Here is a 22,128-nt window from a genome sequence, read left to right on the forward strand (position 1 = left end):
GTTCTTACGGAACTTTTTACAAAAAGTAAAAATATACGTTATCTGTCTTTTTTGCTGAACACTAAATCCTGCCAACTGACCACTTTCTATTTCTTTCTATATTCCTTCACCGCATCAACAAACGCCTTGGCGTGGTCTACTGGGATGTTTGGTAAAATTCCGTGTCCTAAATTGGCCACGTATTTGTCGGCACCAAACTCGTCAATCATTTCGTGTACCATTTTTTTGATGGTTGGTATAGGTGACAATAATCTGGATGGGTCGAAATTTCCTTGCAAAGTAATGTTTCCACCAGATAAATAACGAGCATTTCTTGGCGTGCACGTCCAATCTACTCCAAGAGCAGAAGCTTTGCTTTTTCCCATTTCGTTTAAAGCAAACCAACATCCTTTTCCGAAAACAATTACTGGCGTTACCTCAGCCAACGCCTCAACGATTTGGTTGATGTATTTCCAAGAGAATTCTTGGTAATCTACTGGTGACAACATTCCTCCCCAAGAATCAAAAATTTGAACGGCGTTTACTCCCGCTTTTACTTTTTCTTTCAAGTATAAAATAGTCGTATCGGTGATTTTTTGCAATAAGGTATGCGCCGCTACTGGGTTAGAGAAGCAAAAACCTTTGGCCGTATCAAAACTTTTGGAACCTTTTCCTTCTACGGCATAGCAGAAAATTGTCCAAGGTGAACCTGCAAAACCAATTAAAGGTACCTCATCATTTAGCATTTCTTTGGTCAATTTCACCGCATCCATTACGTAACCTAAGGTTTCTTCGATATTTGGAACAATCACTTGATTGACTTGCTCCATAGTGCGAATTGGATTTGGAATAATCGGCCCTAAATTGTCTTTTAATTCTACGTGAATTCCCATAGCACGAGGCACTACCAAAATATCCGAAAACAAAATCGCTGCATCTGGTCCTACGATACGAATAGGTTGCACGGTAATTTCAGCAGCTAATTCTGGCGTTTCGCAACGCGTGAAGAAATCGTATTTATCACGCAAAGCACGAAATTCTGGTAAATATCTTCCGGCTTGACGCATCATCCAAACTGGTGGACGTTCTACTGTTTCTCCTTTTAATGCTTTTAAAAATAGGTCGTTCTTTAACATAGTAATCAGTGTTCAGTATTTTAGTGTTCAGTCTGAACACCTTAAATTATTATTTTTTTGTTCTTTTATGTATATTCTTGTAGCACTTCTTCGATTACATCTTCTATAGAAGGTTGAGAGGCTACGATAATGTTCTTGATTTTATTTTTTTCTAAAGCCTCGGCGGTGGTTTCGCCTATGCAAAAGCAAATTTCGTTTTTTATTTTGTTTGCTGCTAAATAACTTTCGACCGCAGATGGACTAAAAAATAAAATGCCATCTACTTTTTCCTGAATTGGTTTGGGAGACAAAGTGGTCGTGTATACTTGAATCTCGTTGAAAACAATACCCGCACATTGTAAAGCTTCGGGTAGCGTATTTCTGCGAAGGTTTCCGCTAAAAAAAGTGTAGCTAGCATTTTTATAAATCAGTACAATGATTTCTGCTAAATCTTCAGCATATCCCATATAAGCTTCTACTTCAAACCCTGCTTCGGTGAGCATTATTTTGGTTTTTAAACCGACGCAAAAAACTTTGTTTTGTTTAAATTCTGCTGCTTTGGGATGTTTCAAGAAATTTTTCACGGCATTTTGACTGGTGAAAATCAAATGCTCGTTTACCGAATCTAAAGAAAAATCCGTGGCGGTGGTTTGGATAAAATTGGTTTCGATTACATCAAAATGAGCGTCCAGCAAAGCTTGCTTTTGATTGGGCAAAAGTGTTTTTGTGGATAATATTCGGATGGATTGACTCATTTTTATGTTTGTTTTCTGAAAAAGCCTATTGTTATTCTCTTAGCCCCGATGGGAGGGAATATCCTTTTTTGTGCCGATTTTTTTCGGGACAAAAAAGATAGGAAGGACAGCGGGAACCCATACTGGCAAAAAAGCCCTGTGTTTCGCTCCTTACTTTTTCAAGGTTTCTTTTATCGTTTTCATCAACTCGGTGCCGCCATTATTGAGGATTTCTTCGGCTGAATGGTAGCCTAGATTTTTCCATTCTTCGATGGGTACGACTTTGTTGATGGCTATTTTTTGTTGGCCGTCGATAGAAAAAAGGACGCCTTCGAAATGAATGGTGTCTTCGTCTTCGTTATAGGTTGCCAAGGCTCCGATGGGCGCGGTACAACCTCCTTCGAGACGGCGTAAAAATTGACGCTCGATGTGGGTACACACCTCGGTTTCGATATCGTTCAATTCGGATACGGCTTCGCGGCAAAACTCGTCCTCGGCCATGGCAACCACTACCATTGCTCCTTGCGCCGGTGCGGGAATCATCCAATCCAAATTGATAAAATCCGTTGGTTTTAAATTGATGCGTTCTAATCCTGCGGCGGCAAAAACGGCTCCACTCCAGTCACTGTCTTGCAATTTTTGCATACGAGTATTGACATTGCCTCGCAAATCGACCACTTTATGATTAGGATATTTGTTGAGCCATTGGGCTTGGCGACGCAAACTTCCGGTGGCGATGGTACCGCTACCTTCTAGAAAATCTAGATTGCCTTTGTGTACCAGAATATCTAAGGTGTTCGCACGCTCTAAAACGGCGGCTTGCACAATGCCTTGTGGCAATGTGGTGGGCACATCTTTCATAGAATGTACCGCAATATCGACTTGACCGCTAATCATAGCGACATCAAGAGTTTTGGTAAAAATTCCGGTGATTCCTAATTCGTATAATGGTTTGTCCAAAATGATATCGCCTTCTGATTTCACTGCGATAATCTCTGTTTTGAACCCTAAGTCGTTTAGTTTTTTCTCGACCGTGTGGGCTTGCCAAAGCGCGAGTTCGCTATCGCGGGTTCCGATACGTATTGTTTTTTCTGCCATTTTTTGTTTTTTTACCATTAAGGTATTTAAGTACCATTAAGATTTAAGTTGAATGTAAATTAATTAAGTTTTAAAACATGTATACTTAATTTTCTTAATCTCTTAATGGTGAAATATTATTTTGCATTTGTTTCAATTTGAAAAACTTTTTCAATCCATTCAATACTTTCATCGACCATAGTTTCTTCATCTTTGAGGTGATTGGCAAAATGAGTCGTGATTTTCTGAATGATGCGGTTGCTGATGATTTCGGCTTGTTCTTCGTTGAAATCGGCTATTTTCTTGCTTTGAAAGTTCAATTCGGCCTCTTTGATGGCGTTGAGCTTTTCTTTCAAGGCATGAATAGTAGGAGCAAATTTTCTAGATTTGGTCCAAGCTAAAAATTCATTTTTAATGACTTCAATAATGGCTTCGGCAGCTGGAATGTGTAATTTTCTGTTTTCTAAGGTTTCATCGGTCATTTGAGACAAGTGATCCAAATGAATCAAAGTCACCCCTTCAATTTCGGTTACATTTTCATGTACGTTTTTTGGGATAGACAAATCTAAAATCAGCATGGGTTTTTTCAGATTCAAAATCGCTTTGTCCACCGTTGGATTTTGTGCGCCTGTTGCTACCACTACCACATCTGCTTTTTGTAATTCTAGGTGCAATTCGGAATGATCTTTTACAATCAAATTTAGTTTACCTGCTAATTTTTCGGCTTTGTCTTTGGTTCGATTAATTAGTGTAATATGTTCGTTTTTGGTATGTTTTACCAAATTCTCACACGTATTTCGGCCAATTTTTCCAGTACCAAAAAGTAGAATATTCTTGTTCCCGATATCTGGAACATTTTTGATAATATACTGAACCGAAGCAAAAGAAACTGATGTAGCTCCAGAACTTATTTCGGTTTCGTTTTTAATTTTTTTGCTAGCCTGAATAACAGAATTAATCAATCGCTCCATGAAAGCGTTGGTTAAATTCATAGCTTTCGACTCGATAAAACCATTTTTAAGCTGACTGATGATTTCGAAATCGCCTAAAATCTGACTGTCTAATCCGGTTCCTACTCTAAAAATATGATTGATGGCATCTTGATTTTTGAAAACATACGCTACTTTTTGAAATTCTTCCACAGTGCCTTGTGAGTTTTCGCAAAGAAGTTTTATTAATTGAAAAGGGTGCTCTGCGTAGCCGTAAATTTCGGTACGGTTACACGTAGAAGTAACGATTAAAGCAGGAATTCCCTCGTTTTTTGCTTGTTGTAGCAAATTGGTTTTGGCCAATGCATCCAAACTAAATTTACCTCTGATCGCAGCATCGGCTTTTTTATAGCTTAATCCAACCGAGTAAAAATAGTGGTGCTTAGCACCTTGATTTTTTTCCATAAATACAGTTCCTGTAAAAGTGGAACAAAGCTAGAACTATCGCTCGTATAAAAACAACGCTAAAAGTTCTTTTTGTGTCGCTCAATGCTTTTTTGGATTTATTTCGTTATTTACAAGCAAAAACGTTTATTTTTGTAGCAAATATAAGGCTTATTGATTGTTTTATTTAGAGTGATTCTAAATAAAATAGCTGCATTACGAGCTTTTTTATAGAAAAAAAATGTCGCTATGAGTTCACAAGAAATTATAAAAATAGAGGATGATTTCACCTTATTGCGTTTTCAAAATGATGAAGAGACTCCGTTTCACACGCATCACGAGGTGAGCCATGGCTTGATTCAATTTCATTTTGGATTGAAAGGAAAAGCAAAATTTTTATTCAATCAAGGCAGTTATGCTCTAGAAATGAACGAAGAAAAGTCCTATTTGTTCTACAATCCTCAAAAAGAATTACCGCTCAATCTAGAATTATCGCCCAACACTTGGGTGATTACCATTTTGATTTCGATTCAAAAATTTCATGGTTTGTTTTCAACCGAAGCCAGCCACATTCCTTTTTTGAGCGACGAAAACAAGGATAAAAAATATTATAAAGAAGGCGATATTAGTCCTTCTATGGCTATTGTGTTAACGCAATTGTTTCATTACAATTTAAATCCTTCTATTAAAAATTTATACTATAAAGGTAAAGGTTATGAGTTATTGAGCTTATATTTCAACCGTTCCGAAGATCCCAATGCTGAGCAATGTCCATTTTTGATAGATGAGGACAATGTGATGAAAATCAAAAAAGCCAAAGAAATCATCATTGCCAATATGGCCGAACCTCCCGGTTTACAAGAACTAGCCGATACTATTGGATTAAATTTAAAAAAACTCAAAATGGGGTTCAAACAAATTTACGGCGATACCGTTTACGGCTTTTTATTTGATTACAAAATGGATTATGCCCGTCAATTATTAGATAGTGGTTCCTATAATGTAAACGAAGTAGGCTTGAAAATTGGCTACAGTACCGGGAGTCATTTCATAGCTGCTTTCAAGAAGAAATTTGGAACAACACCTAAGAAATACTTGATGTCTATTAACTCATCCATACTATAAACCATTAGTTTTAACTATCACATAGACATAAAAAAGAATAAGTCCTATAACTGATAAAAACAGTGTTTATCTATTTTTGAAACCAAAATCAATAAACGCAAGTTTTCATCCCAATAAATAAAACAAAAACATGAAAGGTGTATTATTAGTCAACCTAGGTTCCCCAGAAAGTCCAACTGCTAAGGATGTTAAACCCTATCTAGACGAATTTTTAATGGATAAATATGTAATAGATGTTCCTTATCTATTGCGTGCTTTGTTGGTTCGTGGTATTATTTTACAAACCCGTCCCAAAAAATCGGCCGAAGCCTATGCTAGAATTTGGACTAGCGAAGGTTCTCCTTTGATTGTAATTTCGAAAAAAATGCATCAAAAAGTGAAACAATTGGTAGACATTCCAGTAGCTTTAGCGATGCGTTATGGAACGATGACCATTCAAAAAGGCTTGCAAGAACTCAAAGACCAAGGTGTAACTGAAGTAATGCTTTTGCCTTTGTATCCACAACACGCTATGGCTTCAACAACTACTATTGTGGTTTTGGCTGAAGAATTACGTCAAAAGTATTTTCCAGAAATGACCTTTACGAATGTTCCTGCATTCTACAACAAACCTGATTATATTCAGGCACTTTCTAATTCTATCAAAAAGCATTTGGAAGGATTTGATTACGATCATTTATTATTCTCTTATCACGGAATTCCAAAACGTCACATTCGCAAAACTGATGTGACGAATTCTCATTGTAAAATTGATGGTTCTTGTTGTAACACGCCTTCACCTGCACATGAGTTTTGCTACCGTCATCAATGTTATGAAACTACCAAGCAAGTAGTAAAATTATTAGGAATTCCAGAAGGCAAATACAGCCAAACCTTCCAATCGCGATTGGCTGGTGACAAATGGCTTACTCCATATACCGATGTAGAAATCAATAAAATGCCCGAACAAGGCATTAAGAAATTAGCAGTGGTAACCCCAGCTTTTGTGGCTGACTGTTTAGAAACGCTAGAAGAAATCGCTATGGAAGCCAATGAGCAATTCCTTCATCATGGTGGAGAAGAATTTTTGGCAGTACCATGTATGAATGATGAAGACGAATGGTGTGGTGTGGTAGCCAATTGGATAAACGAATTCAAGAAAGTATAATTTTGTTAAAGGTTTGAAGTCGCTATAAAAACTTCAAACCTTTAACTTGAAATCAAAATAAATGGAACTCTACAACTACCTTAAATCCTTACACATCATTTTTGTAGTTACTTGGTTTGCAGGATTATTTTACATCGTTCGCTTGTTTGTCTACCAAATTGAAGCTGCCGACAAGCCCTCGCCAGAGAAAGAGATTTTGCAAAAACAATACAATCTGATGGCCTATCGTTTGTGGTACATCATCACTTGGCCATCGGCTGTTATTACGTTTTTTGTGGCTTTTTGGCTGTTGCTTTTTACCGATTTAGGTAGAGGCTGGTTGCAAATGCCTTGGATGCATGTCAAACTAGGATTTGTTTTCTTGTTGTATTTGTATCATTTTAAATGCCATCAAATCTTTACGCAACTGCAACGCAATGAAGTAAACTATACCACCAATCAAATGCGCCTTTGGAATGAAGGAGCAACTCTTATTTTATTTGCTGTGGTGTTTTTGGTAGTACTCAAAAATGCTTTCAACTGGGTGTATGGTGTGATTGGTATTTTTTTATTTTCAATCATAATCATGTTGGGATTTCGTTTTTACAAAAAAATTAGAGAGAGGAAATAGTGGTCAGGGGTCAGTTTTTAGTAATCAGTTGCCAATATGTGCCTGTTAAAATTTTGCCTGTTTGTAAGTTTAAAAACGGAATTATACATTAGCAAAATAACTGAACACTAACAGTCTGAACACTGAATACTAAAAAAATATGCTAAACAACTTCAACCTATCGATGCTTTCCTTACGCACTAGGATTTTCCTATCGATGATAGTTGTTATTGTAGTTTCAAGTGTTTTGCTCGCCTCTATTTCTATTTTACAGTTCAAAAGTGAAGCACGAGATTACCATCAAGAACGATTAGAGCGAAAAGAGACAGCAATTAAAGAGCATATTAATTATGTTTTGTCAACCACCACTTACCCGTTGACACCGATAAATTTAGATTTAATTTTTAAAGATAAAATTCACGAATTATCCCAAATTCATAACATCGAAATCAATATTTATAGCCTAGACGGTCATCTTTTAAAATCATCGAAAGAGTCCTTTTCTATTGATAAAATGGCTCCGCCTATTCCAAAATACATTCTGAAACTGGTTCGTTCCTCGATTGACAAACGTTTTGTAGACATCAAAACTATCGATGGCGTCAAAAATCGTTCGTCGTATAGCCAAATCAAAGACGATAAATTCAAACCACTTGGCGTATTAAATTTGCCTTATGTAGAAGATGATAGTTTTTATCAGAAAGAGCTGAATAGTTTCCTGATAAGATTAGGGCAAGTCTATTCTTTTATGCTGATTGTTGCTTTTGCCTTGGCGTATTTCTTGGCCACTTATATCACCAAATCGTTAAAAACAATCGCCGACAAAATGAGCGAAACGAATATTGAGCAGAAAAACGAAAAAATTGTTTTGGACGCCAATAGCCGTGAAATTAATTTGCTGATTCGTTCTTACAACGAAATGGTCGATAAATTAGAAAAAAGTGCACTTAAACTTGCGCAAAGCGAAAGAGAAGAAGCTTGGCGTGAAATGGCAAAACAAGTGGCACATGAAATCAAAAATCCGTTAACACCCATGCGATTAACGGTACAAAGTTTCCAAAGAAAATTTGACCCTACCACACCAGATGTCAAACAAAAACTCAACGAATATTCCGAAACCTTAATTCAGCAAATTGATATTATGAGTGCTGTGGCTTCGGCTTTTTCGAACTTTGCCTCTATGCCAGCCCAACAAAACGAAACGCTGAATGTGGTGGAAGTAGTCGAACTGGCTTTGGATATTTTCAATGAAGATTATATTGTTTTTGAGAGTCAGTATCCGTCCATAATTTCGAGTATGGACCGCTCACAACTTATTCGTGTGATAACCAATTTGGTCAAAAATGCCATACAAGCCATTCCAGAAAATCAGCAAGAAAAAGCCATCAAAGTGGTTGTGAAAAGAGAACACAACCAAGTCATCATTTTGGTTCAAGACAACGGAGTAGGAATTGCAGAGCAAACAGTACCCAAAATATTCGAACCCAAATTTACTACCAAAACAAGCGGTATGGGACTCGGCCTAGGAATTATCAAAAACATCATAGAAAATTACAACGGAACAATTACCTTTGATACACAATTAGGAAAAGGCACTACTTTTAAAGTGACCTTGCCGATTATTCAATCTTAAAAAAAAAAGCGTTATGAACTACGAAAATATTTTAATCGAACAAGAAAACAACATTGCCATCCTTACCATCAATAGACCTTCAAAGCTAAATGCTTTGAATATTGACACCATAAACGACCTACACAAAGCCATAAAAACATTGGGGAAAAACAAAGAAATTCAAGTGATACTAATTACAGGAAGTGGTGAAAAAGCTTTTGTTGCTGGAGCCGATATCTCTGAATTTGCACATTTTACCATTGCTGAAGGTGCCCAACTGGCTAGCGAAGGGCAAGAAAAATTATTCGATTTAATCGAAAATCTAAAAACACCAGTCATTGCGGCTATCAATGGTTTTGCCTTGGGTGGTGGGTTAGAATTGGCTATGTCTTGTCATTTCAGAGTTGCCTCAGACAATGCCAAAATGGGACTTCCAGAAGTTTCCTTAGGCGTAATTCCAGGGTACGGAGGAACACAACGTTTACCACAACTGATTGGAAAAGGTCGCGCTATGGAATTGATTATGACCGCCAGTATGATTGACGCAGAGACAGCCAAAAACTATGGCTTGGTAAATCATGTAGTGCCTCAAGCAGAATTATTGGATTTTACCAAAGGTATCGCTCAAAAAATCATGAAAAACTCTCCTTTTGCCATTGGTCGAGCTATAAAAGCCATCAACGCCAATTATAAAGACGGCAAAAATGGTTTCGAAACCGAGATCAAAAACTTTGGAAAATGCTTCGGAACGGCTGATTTTAAAGAAGGAACTACCGCATTCTTAGAAAAAAGAAAAGCCAATTTTACAGGAAAATAAATAAGTGGTCAGTGGTCAGGTTTTAGTAAACAGTTTGCTAAAACAAGATTTTTTTGTTCTTCAAATATCATATTATTATATTTTTTTGACATTCAAATATCATATTATTATATTTTTTTGATATTCAAATATCATATTATTATAATTTTTTGATGTTTGAATATCAAATTGTAGTATATTTGTGGCTTCAAATGGATTGACAAATGATACAAAGAAGCCAACAACCTGCCATAGACGCTTTACTTTTCAAAGGAAAAGCCATAGTAGTATTTGGTGCACGACAAGTAGGCAAAACCTCTTTGATTAAAAACACGATTAAAGAGCATCCCTATTTATGGCTCAATGGCGATGAACCCGATACCCAATTGCTATTAGAAAACATCACCTCCGACCGACTAAAAGCGCTAATAGGAAATAACACTATGTTAATAATTGACGAGGCTCAAATGATTCACAATATTGGGCTTTTGATTAAAAGAATGGTGGACAATTTTCCAGAAATTCAAGTCATCGCTTCGGGTAGCAGTGCTTTTGAACTAGCCGACAAAACCAAAGAATCTATGATGGGAAGAAAAGAAGAACTGCAACTCTTCCCACTAAACTTTGCCGAATTAGTAAAGCATACTAATTTTGTTGAGGAAACCCGTTTGGTACCTCATCGATTAGTATTTGGTTATTATCCTGAAGTAGTAAATCATCTTGGTCAGGAAGAAAAGATACTCAATGATTTAGTTGATGCTTTTTTATACAAAGACATTCTAAACTTAGATGGCATAAAAAAATCAGCCACCTTACAGCGATTAGTTCAAATGTTAGCTTATAGAATTGGCAGCGAAATTAATTACAGTTCTTTGGCAAATGAATTAGGAATAAGTCGCCTGACCGTTGAAAAGTACCTTGATATTTTAGAAAAAAATTTCATTGTTTTTAGCTTACATGCTTTCAGCAAAAACCAAGATAATGAGCTTAAAAAAGGGCGAAAAGTCTATTTCTGGGACAATGGTCTCCGCAATCGAATCATCAAAAATTTCAATCCCATAGAACTTCGTGACGATGTAGGTGCCCTTTGGGAAAACTTTATAATTAGCGAAAGAAAGAAAAAATTGATTTATGAAAATCAGTTCAAAGACACTTATTTTTGGCGCAATACTCAACAAGCCGAAATCGATTATTTGGAACTAAAAAATACCGAAATTGAAGCTTTTGAAATTAAATACAATCCTAATCAAAAAGTACGTTTTACCAAATCCTTCACCGAAAAATACCAGCCAAAAACAACAGCAGTCATTCACAGTCAAAATTTTTGGGATTACATCCTTTAATCTTTTTAATCTATAAAACACTACAACCTATGTCCTTCCAACCTGTATTTGCTGAATTTTGGCAAAAAGTAATTGAGAGTATCGAAAATCGTACTTTTGCTAAATTGACTTTGGCCAAAACAATTGGTGATACCGAGTTAAAAAACATTTATGCTCGTCCCATTATAACCGCCCAAAATACCTTAGAATTTTCAATAATTGCGCGCTATAAAACCGAAGAAATAGAAAGTTTCCATTCGTTAGAGGAAGCCTTTTTCGTGTTGAGTCCGTATATGAATAATCCGTTTTTGACCGCCTTACTTTTTACTTCAGAAATGGATTTGACATTCAAATTGAACAAAAAAAGAATAGGAAGTTTAACAGAAAGTGACCCTACCTTTAAAAATGCTTCTGATGTTATGCTGGAATTAAAAGCTAGTGAAAATAAGTAATGTGTGCTGTTCTTTGGTTTTACCTTATTGCTGTACTATAATAGCCACTGAATACTAAAAACTGCAAACTGAACACTAGGCCTCCCCTTCCCACTCGGCATAAAACTGAGACAAGAAGTTTTCCATATAACGATGTCTTTTTGTGGCGATTGCTGCACCCGTTTTGGTGTTCATTGTATCAGCGAGCAACAATAATTTCTCGTAAAAATGATTGATAGTTGGCGCTTGACTTGACTTATATTCTTCCTTCGTCATATGCAAATTGGGGGCTATCTCAGGATTGTACAATGCTCTGTTTTTGAACCCTCCGTAATTAAACGCTCTGGCAATTCCAATGGCACCAATAGCATCCAAACGATCTGCATCTTGTACAATATCCAATTCAATAGAAGAAAAACTGCGCTTAGTCTTACCGCCTTTAAAAGAAATATTTTCAATGATTTGCACTACATGCACAATTACTTCTTCGGCTACGTGTTGCGATTCCAGAAAATTTCTCGCCGTTCTTGGACCTATGGTCTCGTCTCCTCCATGAAATTTACTATCTGCAATATCATGTAGTAAAGCCCCTAACTGAACGACAAGTGTATCACAAGACTCTGACTTGGCTATGAGTAAAGCATTCTTATACACCCTCTCTATATGAAACCAATCGTGTCCTCCCTCTGCATCGGCTAGTGTTTGTTTTACAAAAAGAATTGTATCGTGAATTAGTTTAGCGGTATTCATTTGGGGTGTTTTTTTTATAAAAAAACTGATTTTTAAAGGGCGTTCCTAAAAAAATCAGTTCTCTTTATGATCTTACTTTATATCTAAAATAGCTCAAAATTAAGGATTACAATCTTGCAGGCTCTACCCATTTAAAGATATACGACTCAGCTGGGATTACCAAACGTTCTGAAATTTTTGCCATTCTTGCTGGTAATTTCATTAAATAATCTCTTGCTTTTTCAGCTTCGTCAGTTAATCCTCCAATTTTATCGATTTCCCATTTATCGATTAATTTTTGCATAATCTCTACATAATCCGTAGCAGTATACACACCTATACGTTGAGCAGAATCAGAAAATTGTTCGAAAGCAGAACTTATCTTTTGTCCAGATTCTCTTAAAAAGTGAGCCGGCATCACAATTTTTTGTTTCATCATGTATTGAAAAGCCAACATCATTTCGCTAGGGTCTACTTTAAAAATTTGATTTACAAATTCGCTATAGGCTAAATGATGACGCATTTCGTCGCCTGCAATCATTTTACAAAGTTTAGACAATTTCTTGTCCCCAAAATTCTTAGCCAATTGCGACACACGATTGTGAGATACATAGGTAGCTAATTCTTGAAAACTAGTATACACAAAGTTCTTATACGGATCAGTTCCCGTGCCGATATCAAAACCGTCGTTAATCAAATGTTGCGTTGTAACCTCAACCTCACGCATATTTACACGCCCTGACAAATACAAATATTTGTTCAACAAATCTCCGTGGCGGTTCTCTTCACCAGTCCATTGGCGAATCCATTTGGACCAACCATTGCGCTCTTGGTTATCTACTCCTTCTACTTCCATCAACCAAGATTCATAGGTTGGCAAAGCTTCTTCTGTAATGGTATCTCCAACAAGAGCTACCCAAAAATCATAAGGTAAATCTTTCGCAATTTCTCTTAATTCTTTTACTTCTTCTAAGAAAGTAGCGCTCTCAGAATTTGGCAAAAAATCAGAAGGTTGCCATATTTTTTCTACCGGAATTAGAAATTGATCCACAAAACTGTCGACGTTTTTTTCTAAAAACTGCATCACTTCTAATCGGATGTTTTTTATTGACATGGTATTTTTATTAAATGGTTATTGGGTTTTTAAAAATGAATAGCACTCGTTACAGTGCTTTCTGTTTTTTGAAACAATTCCTCAAAAGCATAGTCTTTAACCGCCATAGGCTCATGAATGGTAAACGTTAAACAATTTCCTAAGCCCATTGGAAAGGACCCGTAACGCACCATCTTCCAGGAATTATTTATTGTGATAGGCACTACATAAGCTGATGGCGCATATTTGCATAATATTTTTAATCCACTTTGCGCAAACTCCTTTGGTTTTCCGGTTTTACTTCGAGTTCCTTCAGGGAAAATAACTGCTGAACGGGTATTTTTTTCTATGTATTCAGACAAGCCTTTGATGGTTGGAATGGCTTGTTTCGGATCTTTCCTGTCAATCAAGACAGAACCTCCGTGGCGCAAATTATAGGACACACTTGGAATTCCGCTTCCTAATTCTTTTTTACTAACAAACTTGCAATGATAACGACGCATGTACCAAATAATAGCTATAATGTCATACATGCTTTGATGATTGGCAACTACAATTAGAGGAACGTTTTTGGGTACACTATCCAAATTCTCAAATCGGTAGGTGGTGCCTAAAATATTAGTGCATTTTACCAAAAAGAAGTTCAAATAATCGACACTCTTTTTGTGTGCCTGATAGCCAAATCCATTAAAACAAATCCATTGAATGGGATGAAAGACCAAAAGACAAAGTATAAAACACAAATAGTAAATTACGGATAGGGGGTACGAAATTATTTTTTGCATGCTATTGAAATAAAGAGTCAAAAGTACGAATTAAATTTTTATTGCGATTTAAATCCTAAACAATAATCCTTTTGGGGTTTAATTGTACCTTTGCGTTCTAATTCTCATACTGTTTTATTGAATTCAATGGATTTCAGTTACCCAAAAGAAGAAAAGCTAAAAAGCAAAATTACTATCGGGAAATTATTCACCGAAGGGAAATCGGTATCGAAATATCCTTTGCGATTGGTGTATTGCCAAGAGCAAAAAGAAACCACACAGCAAATAAAAATGGGGGTTTCGGTTTCTAAAAAATACTTCAAAAAAGCCGTAGATCGCAATTACTTTAAACGCGTACTCAGAGAAACCTATCGATTAAACAAGCATTTACTGATTCCACATTTGGACGAACCTTATGCTTTTATGTTTTTTTACCAATCCAAAGAACACCTGTCTTTCGATGAAATCAATACCAAAACGATTCAATTGTTTGAAAAATTTGTAGCACAACAAGCTCAAAAAAAAGCAAACGAAGCCAAAATTACCGATTCGACCAGCACCGAATTGTCCTAAAAAAACAGATTCCCTTAATTATTCCTGTTTTATTACTACTTTAGAGGTCTATTTATTAACCAACACTTTCCTTATGAACGCATTTTTTCAAAAAAAATACATCATTCCTGTTTTGGCTTCAGCCTTTTTGTTTGTTGGGGTAAGTTTCAAGAATGATTTCTTTGAAATTGCTAAGCAAATAGAAATTTTTACCACACTTTTCAAAGAGGTTAACTCTAATTATGTAGATGAAACCAATCCAGGTGATTTGATGGATAAGGCCATCAAAGGGATGTTGGCGAGTTTGGATCCCTACACCAACTACTTCAATGAAGCAGATGTGGTGAAGTTCAAAATCAACAATACCGGTGAATACACTGGAATTGGTGCATTAATCAGTCGCAAGGAAGACCAATTGATTATCAAAGAACCCTATAAAAATTTCCCTGCGGACAAAGCGGGCCTCAAAGCGGGCGATGCTATTATTCAAATTGGAGATGTCGTGCTGAAAGATTTTAAGGACGATGCCTCGCAATTACTCAAAGGCTCTAAAAACACTAAGATTGACATAAAATATATTCGCCAAGGCAAAACATTAACTACCCAATTAGTCTTGGATGAAGTAGAAATCAAATCAGTGCCTTTCTTTGGAAAAATAGATGCCAAAACAGGATATATCGTACTGACTCATTTTACCAAAAAAGCGTCGGCAGAAGTAAAAGAAGCATTGGAACAACTTAAAAAAGAGGGTGCCGAACGCATCGTTTTGGATTTAAGAGACAATCCAGGTGGGCTATTGAATGAAGCGGTGAATATTTGCAACTTATTTGTGCCCAAAAACGAAACCATAGTAACTACCAAATCGAAAGTAGAAAAATACAACAACACCTATAAAACGACTCGAGAACCAGTAGATTTGAACATTCCCTTAGTCATCATCGTCAACGGAAAAAGTGCGTCGGCTTCAGAAATAGTGGCAGGTGCTTTGCAAGATTTGGATCGTGCGGTGGTTTTAGGCAGTCGTAGTTTTGGAAAAGGATTGGTTCAGCGTCCTATCGATATGTCTTTTGGAACACAAGTAAAAGTAACTATTTCTCGTTACTACACTCCTTCTGGTCGTTGCATACAAGCTTTAGATTACACCCGAAAAGATAAAAATGGAGTAGCTACACGTACAGAAGAAAAAAATTATAATGCTTTTAAAACCAGAAAAGGAAGAACCGTATACGACGGAGGAGGCATACAGCCTGACATTGAATTAGCAGAAACACAAGTAAGCGCCGTGGCCAATGCGGTAGTGAGAAACGAGGCCATCTTTGATTATGCCACTACGTATTATTACAAAAATCCTAATTTAGGCAACACCATCCCAACTATCACCGATGCGGATTACAATGATTTCAAACAATTTTTGAAAAACAAAAAATTCAATTTGGATACCGAAACCGAAGTAAACTTGAAAAAGACTTTGGCTGCTGCTAAAAAAGAAAAAATAGACGAAAGCATTACGGCGGAATACCAACAATTACTAAATGCTATTCAAAAAAGTGAATGGAATGCTTTGGACAAAAATCAAAAAGAAATTAAAAATTTATTGCTAGACGAGATTATCAAACGCTACCAATACCAAGAAGGATTGTACCAATACTACATCAAAAGCAATCCCGAAATCAAAAAGGCGGTAAGCGTGTTGACTACTTCTGCGGAGTACAATAGTATTTTGAAATTGTAAAAGAACGCAGTAAAAATTAGCATCAATTCTTAAACATATTAGCCATATAAGCATTCAAGTAAGCATCTTATTTTTAATATATTAGAAATTTAAGGCCATATTAAGTTAGTTTTAATATCCTTTAAATTCTTCCCCTAATGTTTTAGAAAACAAAAATCTAGTTTAAAATAACTCTAATGTCAGTTCGAGCGCAGTCGAGAACCATCACTGCATCTCGACTACGCTCGATGTGACAAAAATTAGAAATCTAAGAATCATAATTTACTTGATTACCCTCTTTTCATCTCGATATGCGGAATGTCATCTTCTAAATACATTTCACTAATAGCCACAAAACCATGGCTTTCGTAGAATTTTTTCAAGTACAATTGAGCGCCAATCGTAATCACTGCTTCGTTAAAATGAGTTGCAATTCCTGCAATAGCGTTTTGCATCAATTCATGACCCCATTTTTTATCTCGATACCTAGCATCAACCACTACTCGTCCTATTGAGGCTTCTGGAAAACTAATCCCTGGCGGTAATAATCGAGCATGTGCTACAACTTTATCTTCATACGTTCCAAAAAGATGTAGGGCTTTTTTATCTTTTCCGTCCAAATCCAAATAGACGCAATTTTGCTCTACTACAAAAATTTCACTTCTCAATCTTAAAATATCATACAACTCATGAACAGTCAACGCCTCGAAGGATTTAATTTCCCATTGTACACTCATAACAACTTTTATTTTTTTCTTTCAATTATTTGAACCGATTTTATAATCGATTCTAACTCAAACATTATATCTCTTTTTTCATCGGCGGGTGAGTAACAAAATCCTTCTAACACCATTATTCGGTTGTACTCTTTGTCAAAAATCACATAATTGATGAAAGGTCCGGACATAAAATCATTCTTTAATTCCCATGTTCCTTTCGATTCAAAAGTGGGACGGTTATCTAATTTTATGTTGAACCAATACGGCGCATAGCCTTCTCCAGTTATCATCGGTGTTTGTGCTTCACGGCCCTTGATGTATAACTTTCCTATAGAATCTCTCATTCGAATGATTGAGGCAATGGGGTTTTTGGTCTTGATGGTATTCAGAGGAACTTGATACAACAACAGACTCATACTACCACTCACAATTTCTTTTTTTAACCAAATGAAACGAGGTTTTTGTAAGGCATATTCAAAATCGGAAGGCACATCTAGATGAATATGAAATTTATTCTCTATAATTTTGGGAGGCAATAATGACTCACTATTAATTCTTTGATTGGCTTGAATTTCGCCTTCTTTAATGATCTGAATCATTTCGGGACTGTGCTTTTCTAATAAATACAGAAGCGTATCATTTGTAGTCCCAGTAAGATGAAAAACAGTTTGCGGTTTGGCGTATTGGTTTTTCTTAACTTCAAAACCAGTAGTTGCTCCTTTTTTGACTACTACAATGGTACGACTATCTGTGATAAAGCCTTCTACTAATTTATCAGGATATTGATTGATGGTAAATAAGGGTTCCTCCTGAGGCAAACCAAAAACTGGGGCTGCTAATTTATTTCGCAGCGAATCACCCACTTCCCCATTCCATAAAGCATCGTTCATAATCACGGCAATCGTATTGATTTTACCAACCGATTCTCGCAATAAGGATTCTTGTTTTTTCCCGCAAGAAAACAAGAATAACGAAACTAAAAGGTATAAAAAATGGGTTTTAGTCATACTTTTTATTTTATAAAATAAAACACTACGAGCTTTACATCCGAAGTTTTGGTTGGTTGACTTAATTCTGTACAATTAATAAAAAACCGCAAATTCGCAAATTAAAACTTAAAAGCATAAAATAATTTGAGAATTTGCGGTAAAAAGTTTGAGAATCTGAAAGGAAAATGCAATAAAGCACTAGTTATAACTAAAATTGTGTCCTCTACAGCCACTTCTACAATTGAAAATAAAAAACCGCAAATTCGCAAATTAAAACTTAAAAGCATAAAATAAGTTGAGAATTTGCGGTAAATAGTTTGAGAACCTGAAAGAAAAATGCAATAAAGCACTAGTTATAACTAAAATTGTGTCCTCTACAGCCACTTCTACAATTGAAAATAAAAAAACCGCAAATTCGCAAATTAAAACTTAAAAGCATAAAATAATTTGAGAATTTGCGGTAAAAAGTTTGAGAATCTGAAAGGAAAATGCAATAAAGCACTAGTTATAACTAAAATTGTGTCCTCTACAGCCACTTCTACAATTGAAAATAAAAAACCGCAAATTCGCAAATTAAAGCATGAAATAATTTGCGAATTTGCGGTAACTATTTGAGATCATGAACACAAAATGCGATAAATCAGATAGTTTAACTATTGAGACCGATACAAACCCAAATGTAGCCCAATTTATTGTATTACCCGTTTATTTTCAACTTCATTCCTGGTTTTAAATCTGCTGCTTTAATTCCGTTCCATTTTTCTAAATCGGTAATGGTAACACCAGGATATTGTTTTGAAATACTAAATAGTGAATCTCCTTTTTTTACATAATAATCACTAGGAGCACTTTTAGGTTTGGTTGTGGGAAACATGTCTTTCTTTTTAAAAGAAGCTACCGTAGCATTATTAGTTACAATCGCAATTTCATTCTTAGCGACAATTAAAGTCGAACCTACAGGTATTTTATCCTTTTCAATACCATTCCATGCTACAATATTTGCTGAAGTGGTACCAAATTTTTTAGCAATAACTGTCAAATTATCTCCTTTTTGAACCACATAAGTAATGTCTTTTAATTCGGGTTTTATTACCTCTTGTACTACTACATTATTGGTAGTGCCCACTTGAAAAGTTATACCTGGCTTCAAATTACTAGCAGTTATAGGATTCCAAGTACGTAAATCATCTACAGAAACATTAAATTTACGAGCAATAGCATTCAAATTATCTCCTTTCTCTACAATATAAATGTTAGAAGAAGCAACTACCGCCGTACTATCAATTGCAGCAGTATTTGGTGTAGCAGTTTTAGCAATCACATTGGCAACAGCTGTTGAAGTCGAACCTAAGGGAGCCGTTCTAATCTTAAGAATTTTTCCCACCGGCACCCAATTAGTGGTTAAATTATTCCAAGATTTAAGATCGGCTTCGGATACGCCATAGTCTTTGGCTACCGAGGCTAAATTATCTCCTTTTTTGATTTTATACCATTGATTGACTAAGGCAACATTCACTGAATCATTTGATTTGGTTCGAGCGGCCAAAGCCGTTTTGGACCACTGCATTGGTTTTTTACGTAGACTGTTATCATAGGCCGCATAAGCATAGATTTTGTCTTCGTTGGAAGTAAAAATGGCAATTTTGTTTTGTGGCAATCGCAGATAATTGGGTTGATCACCATAAACCGGAATAACATTCATTTTATACGAAGGATTCAACAATTGCAATTCGACTACAGGGATGTCGATTAAATCCGCAATTTGTTTGAAGGAGATTTCTTTTTGAATACGAATCGTATCGGTTTCGAAGTGTTTGAAAGTGGCACGTTCAGGTTTAATGCCGTGCTCTTTATGGTATTCATACAAGTACATCGTAGCTAAAAAAGCGGGAACGTAACCTTGCGTTTCTTGTGGTAAATGTTTTTTGATGTCCCAAAACGTTTGCTGTCCGCCCGATCGCCTTATGGCCTTGGTCACATTTCCTGGACCTGAATTATACGAGGCTAAAACCAAATCCCAGTCGTTGAATAAAGGATACATATTGGCCATATATTGTGCCGCTGCTTCCGAGGATTTCAACGGATCCGATCGCTCATCAACATAGGAATCGATTCGCAAATTATATTGTTTTCCGGTATGATACATGAACTGCCAAAGGCCTGTAGCACCTACTTTTGAAACTGCTTTTGGATTCAAGGCAGATTCTACAATGGCTAAATATTTTATTTCTAAAGGAATGTTCTTTTTGGCCAAAGCTTCTTCGAAAATCGGGAAGTAATATTCAGAAGTAGCCATCAAACGAGCGAAAGCTTTTTTCCTATTTTTCAAAAAGGATTTGATTAAATTTTCTAATCCTTGATTGTATTCAATATGAAACGGAGACTTGGCGTCCATAGCCGCTAGTCTTTGTTTTAACAATTCAGTAGGTAGTTCAAAATCAACACTTTGATCCGTGTTCAAAGTTTGAATATCCTTGGACAAGTCGTTGTATATGTCCAAATTAATCAATTCTTTCATCCACAAACTATCCACTTGTTGGGTAGCCTGATGGTGAACAAATGTTTTTTTGATGGAATCTAAATAGGAAAGTGGTATTGGGGAGGCTTGATTGGAATGAACTTCGGGTAGTTGCTGCGAAAAAGCAGCAAACGAAATAAAAAACAATAAGCTTAGTGTGGCATTTTTAAGACTCATACAATAGGATTTCAATATGCTTAATTTCAACTAGTTGACCAATTGATACTACAAAATTACTAGCTTACAACTGAAAAAAACCATAAATATTGTTAAATATACAATATTTATGGTTTTTGAGACCCTTTTACTTAAAAAAAAAATGTTAAAGTAGGATTATTCTATTACTACTGTAATTTTGAAAAATGCAATTTTTACATTTATTCTAAAATTGCAGCGATTCCTGGTAAGGTTCTTCCTTCTAACATTTCTAGCATAGCACCACCACCAGTAGAAACATAACTCACTTTATGTTCAAAACCGAATTGTTTTACGGCAGCCACAGAATCACCACCTCCCACTAATGAAAATGCACCTGCAGCTGTCGCCTCAGCAATGTAGTCGCCTAAAGCAATCGTTCCTTTGGCAAAAGTTGGCATTTCAAAAACGCCTAATGGACCATTCCACAAGATAGTTTTGGATGCTAAAATTACTTTTTTGAAATTCTCTAGTGATTTAGGTCCTGCGTCCAAACCTTGCCATCCCTCAGGTATGGCATTTACATCCATAACTTGTGTATTGGCGTCGTTAGCAAAACCATCCGCTGCTACAACATCAACAGGAATATGAATTTGTACGCCTTTTTCTTTGGCCAAACGTAAAATTTCTAAGGCCAAATCTTGTTTGTCGTCTTCACAAATCGAGTTTCCAACAGTTCCTCCTAAAGCTTTTACAAACGTGAAGGTCATTCCGCCTCCAATAATCATGTGGTCAACTTTATCTAAAATATTTTCGATTACTGTAATTTTAGAAGATACTTTAGATCCTCCTAAAACAGCGGTTACTGGTTTCTCACTGTTCTTTAATACTTTATTCAAACTTTCAATTTCTTTGGCCAATAAGGTTCCAAAACATTTACTGCTAGGAAAAAATTGAGCAATAATAGTAGTAGAAGCATGTGCACGGTGGGCTGTTCCAAAAGCATCATTTACATAGATGTCTCCTATATCTGCCAATTTTTTAGCAAAAGCAACATCACCCGCTTCTTCCTCTTTATAAAAACGTAAATTTTCTAACAACACTACTTGTCCAGGTTGCAAAGCGGCTGCAGCTGTAGTGGCAGGTTCCCCGATGCAATCGGTAGCAAATTGAACTGGCACACCTAAAACTTCAGAAGTTTTGGCTACTATATGACGTAATGAATACTTGTCTTCAGCTCCTTTTGGTCGTCCTAAGTGGGACATCAAAATCACGCTCCCGCCATCGGCCAAAATTTTATCTATAGTAGGCTTAGCAGCTTCAATTCTATTGGCATCGGTTACATTAAAATTTTCATCTAAAGGCACATTAAAATCCACACGGATAATGGCTTTTTTATCTTTGAAATTGAAATCGTTTAAAGTTTTCATTATTTAACAGTATTTAATTTAAAAATGTATAGTGACGCACAAAGATACACTATTTTGGAATTTTGATTTTAGTGTATACTATTAAAAATTAGCTAATTAATTACGAAAACGATGTAAATCGGTTATCCGTTATCAGTTATCGGTTGATGGTTTGACCGAAACTGAAAACCGATAACCGACAACTGATA

General features: G+C 36.0%; 20 protein-coding genes. 9 read left to right on the forward strand and 11 right to left on the reverse strand.

Annotated features, from left to right (window positions below):
- Positions 1 to 86 precede the first annotated feature (86 nt).
- The 4 genes from hemE to hemA all read right to left on the reverse strand — a co-directional run bounded on the left by hemE (position 87) and on the right by hemA (position 4,299).
- Positions 87 to 1,115 carry a uroporphyrinogen decarboxylase gene (gene hemE, locus ACSVH5_RS10180; RefSeq protein ID WP_438061330.1) on the reverse strand — a complete coding sequence of 343 codons (1,029 nt, stop codon included), beginning with the start codon at positions 1,113 to 1,115 and terminating at the stop codon, positions 87 to 89.
- 65 nt (positions 1,116 to 1,180) lie between these two features.
- Positions 1,181 to 1,849: a uroporphyrinogen-III synthase gene (locus ACSVH5_RS10185; protein ID WP_438061331.1), complete on the reverse strand. Its 669-nt coding sequence runs from the start codon at positions 1,847 to 1,849 to the stop codon at positions 1,181 to 1,183.
- Positions 1,850 to 1,999: 150 nt separating this feature from the next.
- Positions 2,000 to 2,926, reverse strand: coding sequence for a hydroxymethylbilane synthase (gene hemC, locus ACSVH5_RS10190; RefSeq protein ID WP_438061332.1), 927 nt, complete (start codon positions 2,924 to 2,926; stop codon positions 2,000 to 2,002).
- Positions 2,927 to 3,042: 116 nt separating this feature from the next.
- Positions 3,043 to 4,299, reverse strand: a complete 1,257-nt coding sequence (hemA, locus tag ACSVH5_RS10195; RefSeq protein ID WP_438061333.1) for a glutamyl-tRNA reductase — start codon at positions 4,297 to 4,299, stop codon at positions 3,043 to 3,045.
- Positions 4,300 to 4,527: 228 nt separating this feature from the next.
- On the opposite strand from hemA, the gene ACSVH5_RS10200 reads away from it, so the two are divergent.
- The 7 genes from ACSVH5_RS10200 to ACSVH5_RS10230 all read left to right on the forward strand — a co-directional run bounded on the left by ACSVH5_RS10200 (position 4,528) and on the right by ACSVH5_RS10230 (position 11,321).
- Positions 4,528 to 5,403 (forward strand): helix-turn-helix domain-containing protein, encoded by an 876-nt coding sequence (locus ACSVH5_RS10200; protein WP_438061334.1) that lies wholly within the window; start codon positions 4,528 to 4,530, stop codon positions 5,401 to 5,403.
- Positions 5,404 to 5,533: 130 nt separating this feature from the next.
- On the forward strand, positions 5,534 to 6,550 hold the full coding sequence (gene hemH, locus ACSVH5_RS10205; RefSeq protein ID WP_438061335.1) for a ferrochelatase: 1,017 nt from the start codon (positions 5,534 to 5,536) through the stop codon (positions 6,548 to 6,550).
- Between the two features lie 61 nt (positions 6,551 to 6,611).
- A complete protein-coding gene (locus ACSVH5_RS10210) occupies positions 6,612 to 7,160 on the forward strand; it encodes a CopD family protein (protein ID WP_438061336.1) in 549 nt (182 codons plus the stop codon).
- Between the two features lie 196 nt (positions 7,161 to 7,356).
- Positions 7,357 to 8,772 (forward strand): sensor histidine kinase, encoded by a 1,416-nt coding sequence (locus ACSVH5_RS10215; RefSeq protein WP_438061337.1) that lies wholly within the window; start codon positions 7,357 to 7,359, stop codon positions 8,770 to 8,772.
- Positions 8,773 to 8,785: 13 nt separating this feature from the next.
- Complete coding sequence (locus ACSVH5_RS10220) at positions 8,786 to 9,568, forward strand: enoyl-CoA hydratase/isomerase family protein (RefSeq protein WP_438061338.1); 783 nt, start codon at positions 8,786 to 8,788, stop codon at positions 9,566 to 9,568.
- A 203-nt stretch (positions 9,569 to 9,771) separates the two neighbouring features.
- Positions 9,772 to 10,890, forward strand: coding sequence for an ATP-binding protein (locus ACSVH5_RS10225; RefSeq protein ID WP_438061339.1), 1,119 nt, complete (start codon positions 9,772 to 9,774; stop codon positions 10,888 to 10,890).
- A 29-nt stretch (positions 10,891 to 10,919) separates the two neighbouring features.
- Entirely contained in the window at positions 10,920 to 11,321 is a 402-nt protein-coding gene (locus ACSVH5_RS10230) for a hypothetical protein (RefSeq protein WP_438061340.1), read from the forward strand.
- Positions 11,322 to 11,396: 75 nt separating this feature from the next.
- Here ACSVH5_RS10230 and ACSVH5_RS10235 read toward each other — a convergent pair whose 3' ends face one another.
- The 3 genes from ACSVH5_RS10235 to ACSVH5_RS10245 all read right to left on the reverse strand — a co-directional run bounded on the left by ACSVH5_RS10235 (position 11,397) and on the right by ACSVH5_RS10245 (position 13,907).
- A complete protein-coding gene (locus tag ACSVH5_RS10235; RefSeq protein ID WP_438061341.1) occupies positions 11,397 to 12,050 on the reverse strand; it encodes an HD domain-containing protein in 654 nt (217 codons plus the stop codon).
- Between the two features lie 106 nt (positions 12,051 to 12,156).
- Positions 12,157 to 13,143, reverse strand: coding sequence for an acyl-ACP desaturase (locus ACSVH5_RS10240; protein WP_438061342.1), 987 nt, complete (start codon positions 13,141 to 13,143; stop codon positions 12,157 to 12,159).
- 29 nt (positions 13,144 to 13,172) lie between these two features.
- Entirely contained in the window at positions 13,173 to 13,907 is a 735-nt protein-coding gene (locus tag ACSVH5_RS10245) for a lysophospholipid acyltransferase family protein (protein ID WP_438061343.1), read from the reverse strand.
- Positions 13,908 to 14,033: 126 nt separating this feature from the next.
- On the opposite strand from ACSVH5_RS10245, the gene rnpA reads away from it, so the two are divergent.
- Positions 14,034 to 14,459: a ribonuclease P protein component gene (gene rnpA / locus ACSVH5_RS10250; RefSeq protein ID WP_438061344.1), complete on the forward strand. Its 426-nt coding sequence runs from the start codon at positions 14,034 to 14,036 to the stop codon at positions 14,457 to 14,459.
- A gap of 73 nt (positions 14,460 to 14,532) precedes the next feature.
- Positions 14,533 to 16,170: a S41 family peptidase gene (locus tag ACSVH5_RS10255; RefSeq protein ID WP_438061345.1), complete on the forward strand. Its 1,638-nt coding sequence runs from the start codon at positions 14,533 to 14,535 to the stop codon at positions 16,168 to 16,170.
- Between the two features lie 269 nt (positions 16,171 to 16,439).
- Here ACSVH5_RS10255 and ACSVH5_RS10260 read toward each other — a convergent pair whose 3' ends face one another.
- The 4 genes from ACSVH5_RS10260 to ACSVH5_RS10275 form a co-directional block, all read right to left on the reverse strand.
- Positions 16,440 to 16,886 carry a GNAT family N-acetyltransferase gene (locus ACSVH5_RS10260; protein ID WP_438061346.1) on the reverse strand — a complete coding sequence of 149 codons (447 nt, stop codon included), beginning with the start codon at positions 16,884 to 16,886 and terminating at the stop codon, positions 16,440 to 16,442.
- Between the two features lie 8 nt (positions 16,887 to 16,894).
- Entirely contained in the window at positions 16,895 to 17,875 is a 981-nt protein-coding gene (locus ACSVH5_RS10265; RefSeq protein WP_438061347.1) for a DUF4837 family protein, read from the reverse strand.
- 679 nt (positions 17,876 to 18,554) lie between these two features.
- Positions 18,555 to 20,552, reverse strand: coding sequence for a LysM peptidoglycan-binding domain-containing protein (locus ACSVH5_RS10270; protein ID WP_438061348.1), 1,998 nt, complete (start codon positions 20,550 to 20,552; stop codon positions 18,555 to 18,557).
- Positions 20,553 to 20,752: 200 nt separating this feature from the next.
- Positions 20,753 to 21,940 carry a phosphoglycerate kinase gene (locus ACSVH5_RS10275; protein ID WP_438061349.1) on the reverse strand — a complete coding sequence of 396 codons (1,188 nt, stop codon included), beginning with the start codon at positions 21,938 to 21,940 and terminating at the stop codon, positions 20,753 to 20,755.
- Positions 21,941 to 22,128: the final 188 nt, after the last annotated feature.

Source organism: Flavobacterium sp. RSSA_27, assembly GCF_051547125.1.
Lineage (GTDB): Bacteria > Bacteroidota > Bacteroidia > Flavobacteriales > Flavobacteriaceae > Flavobacterium.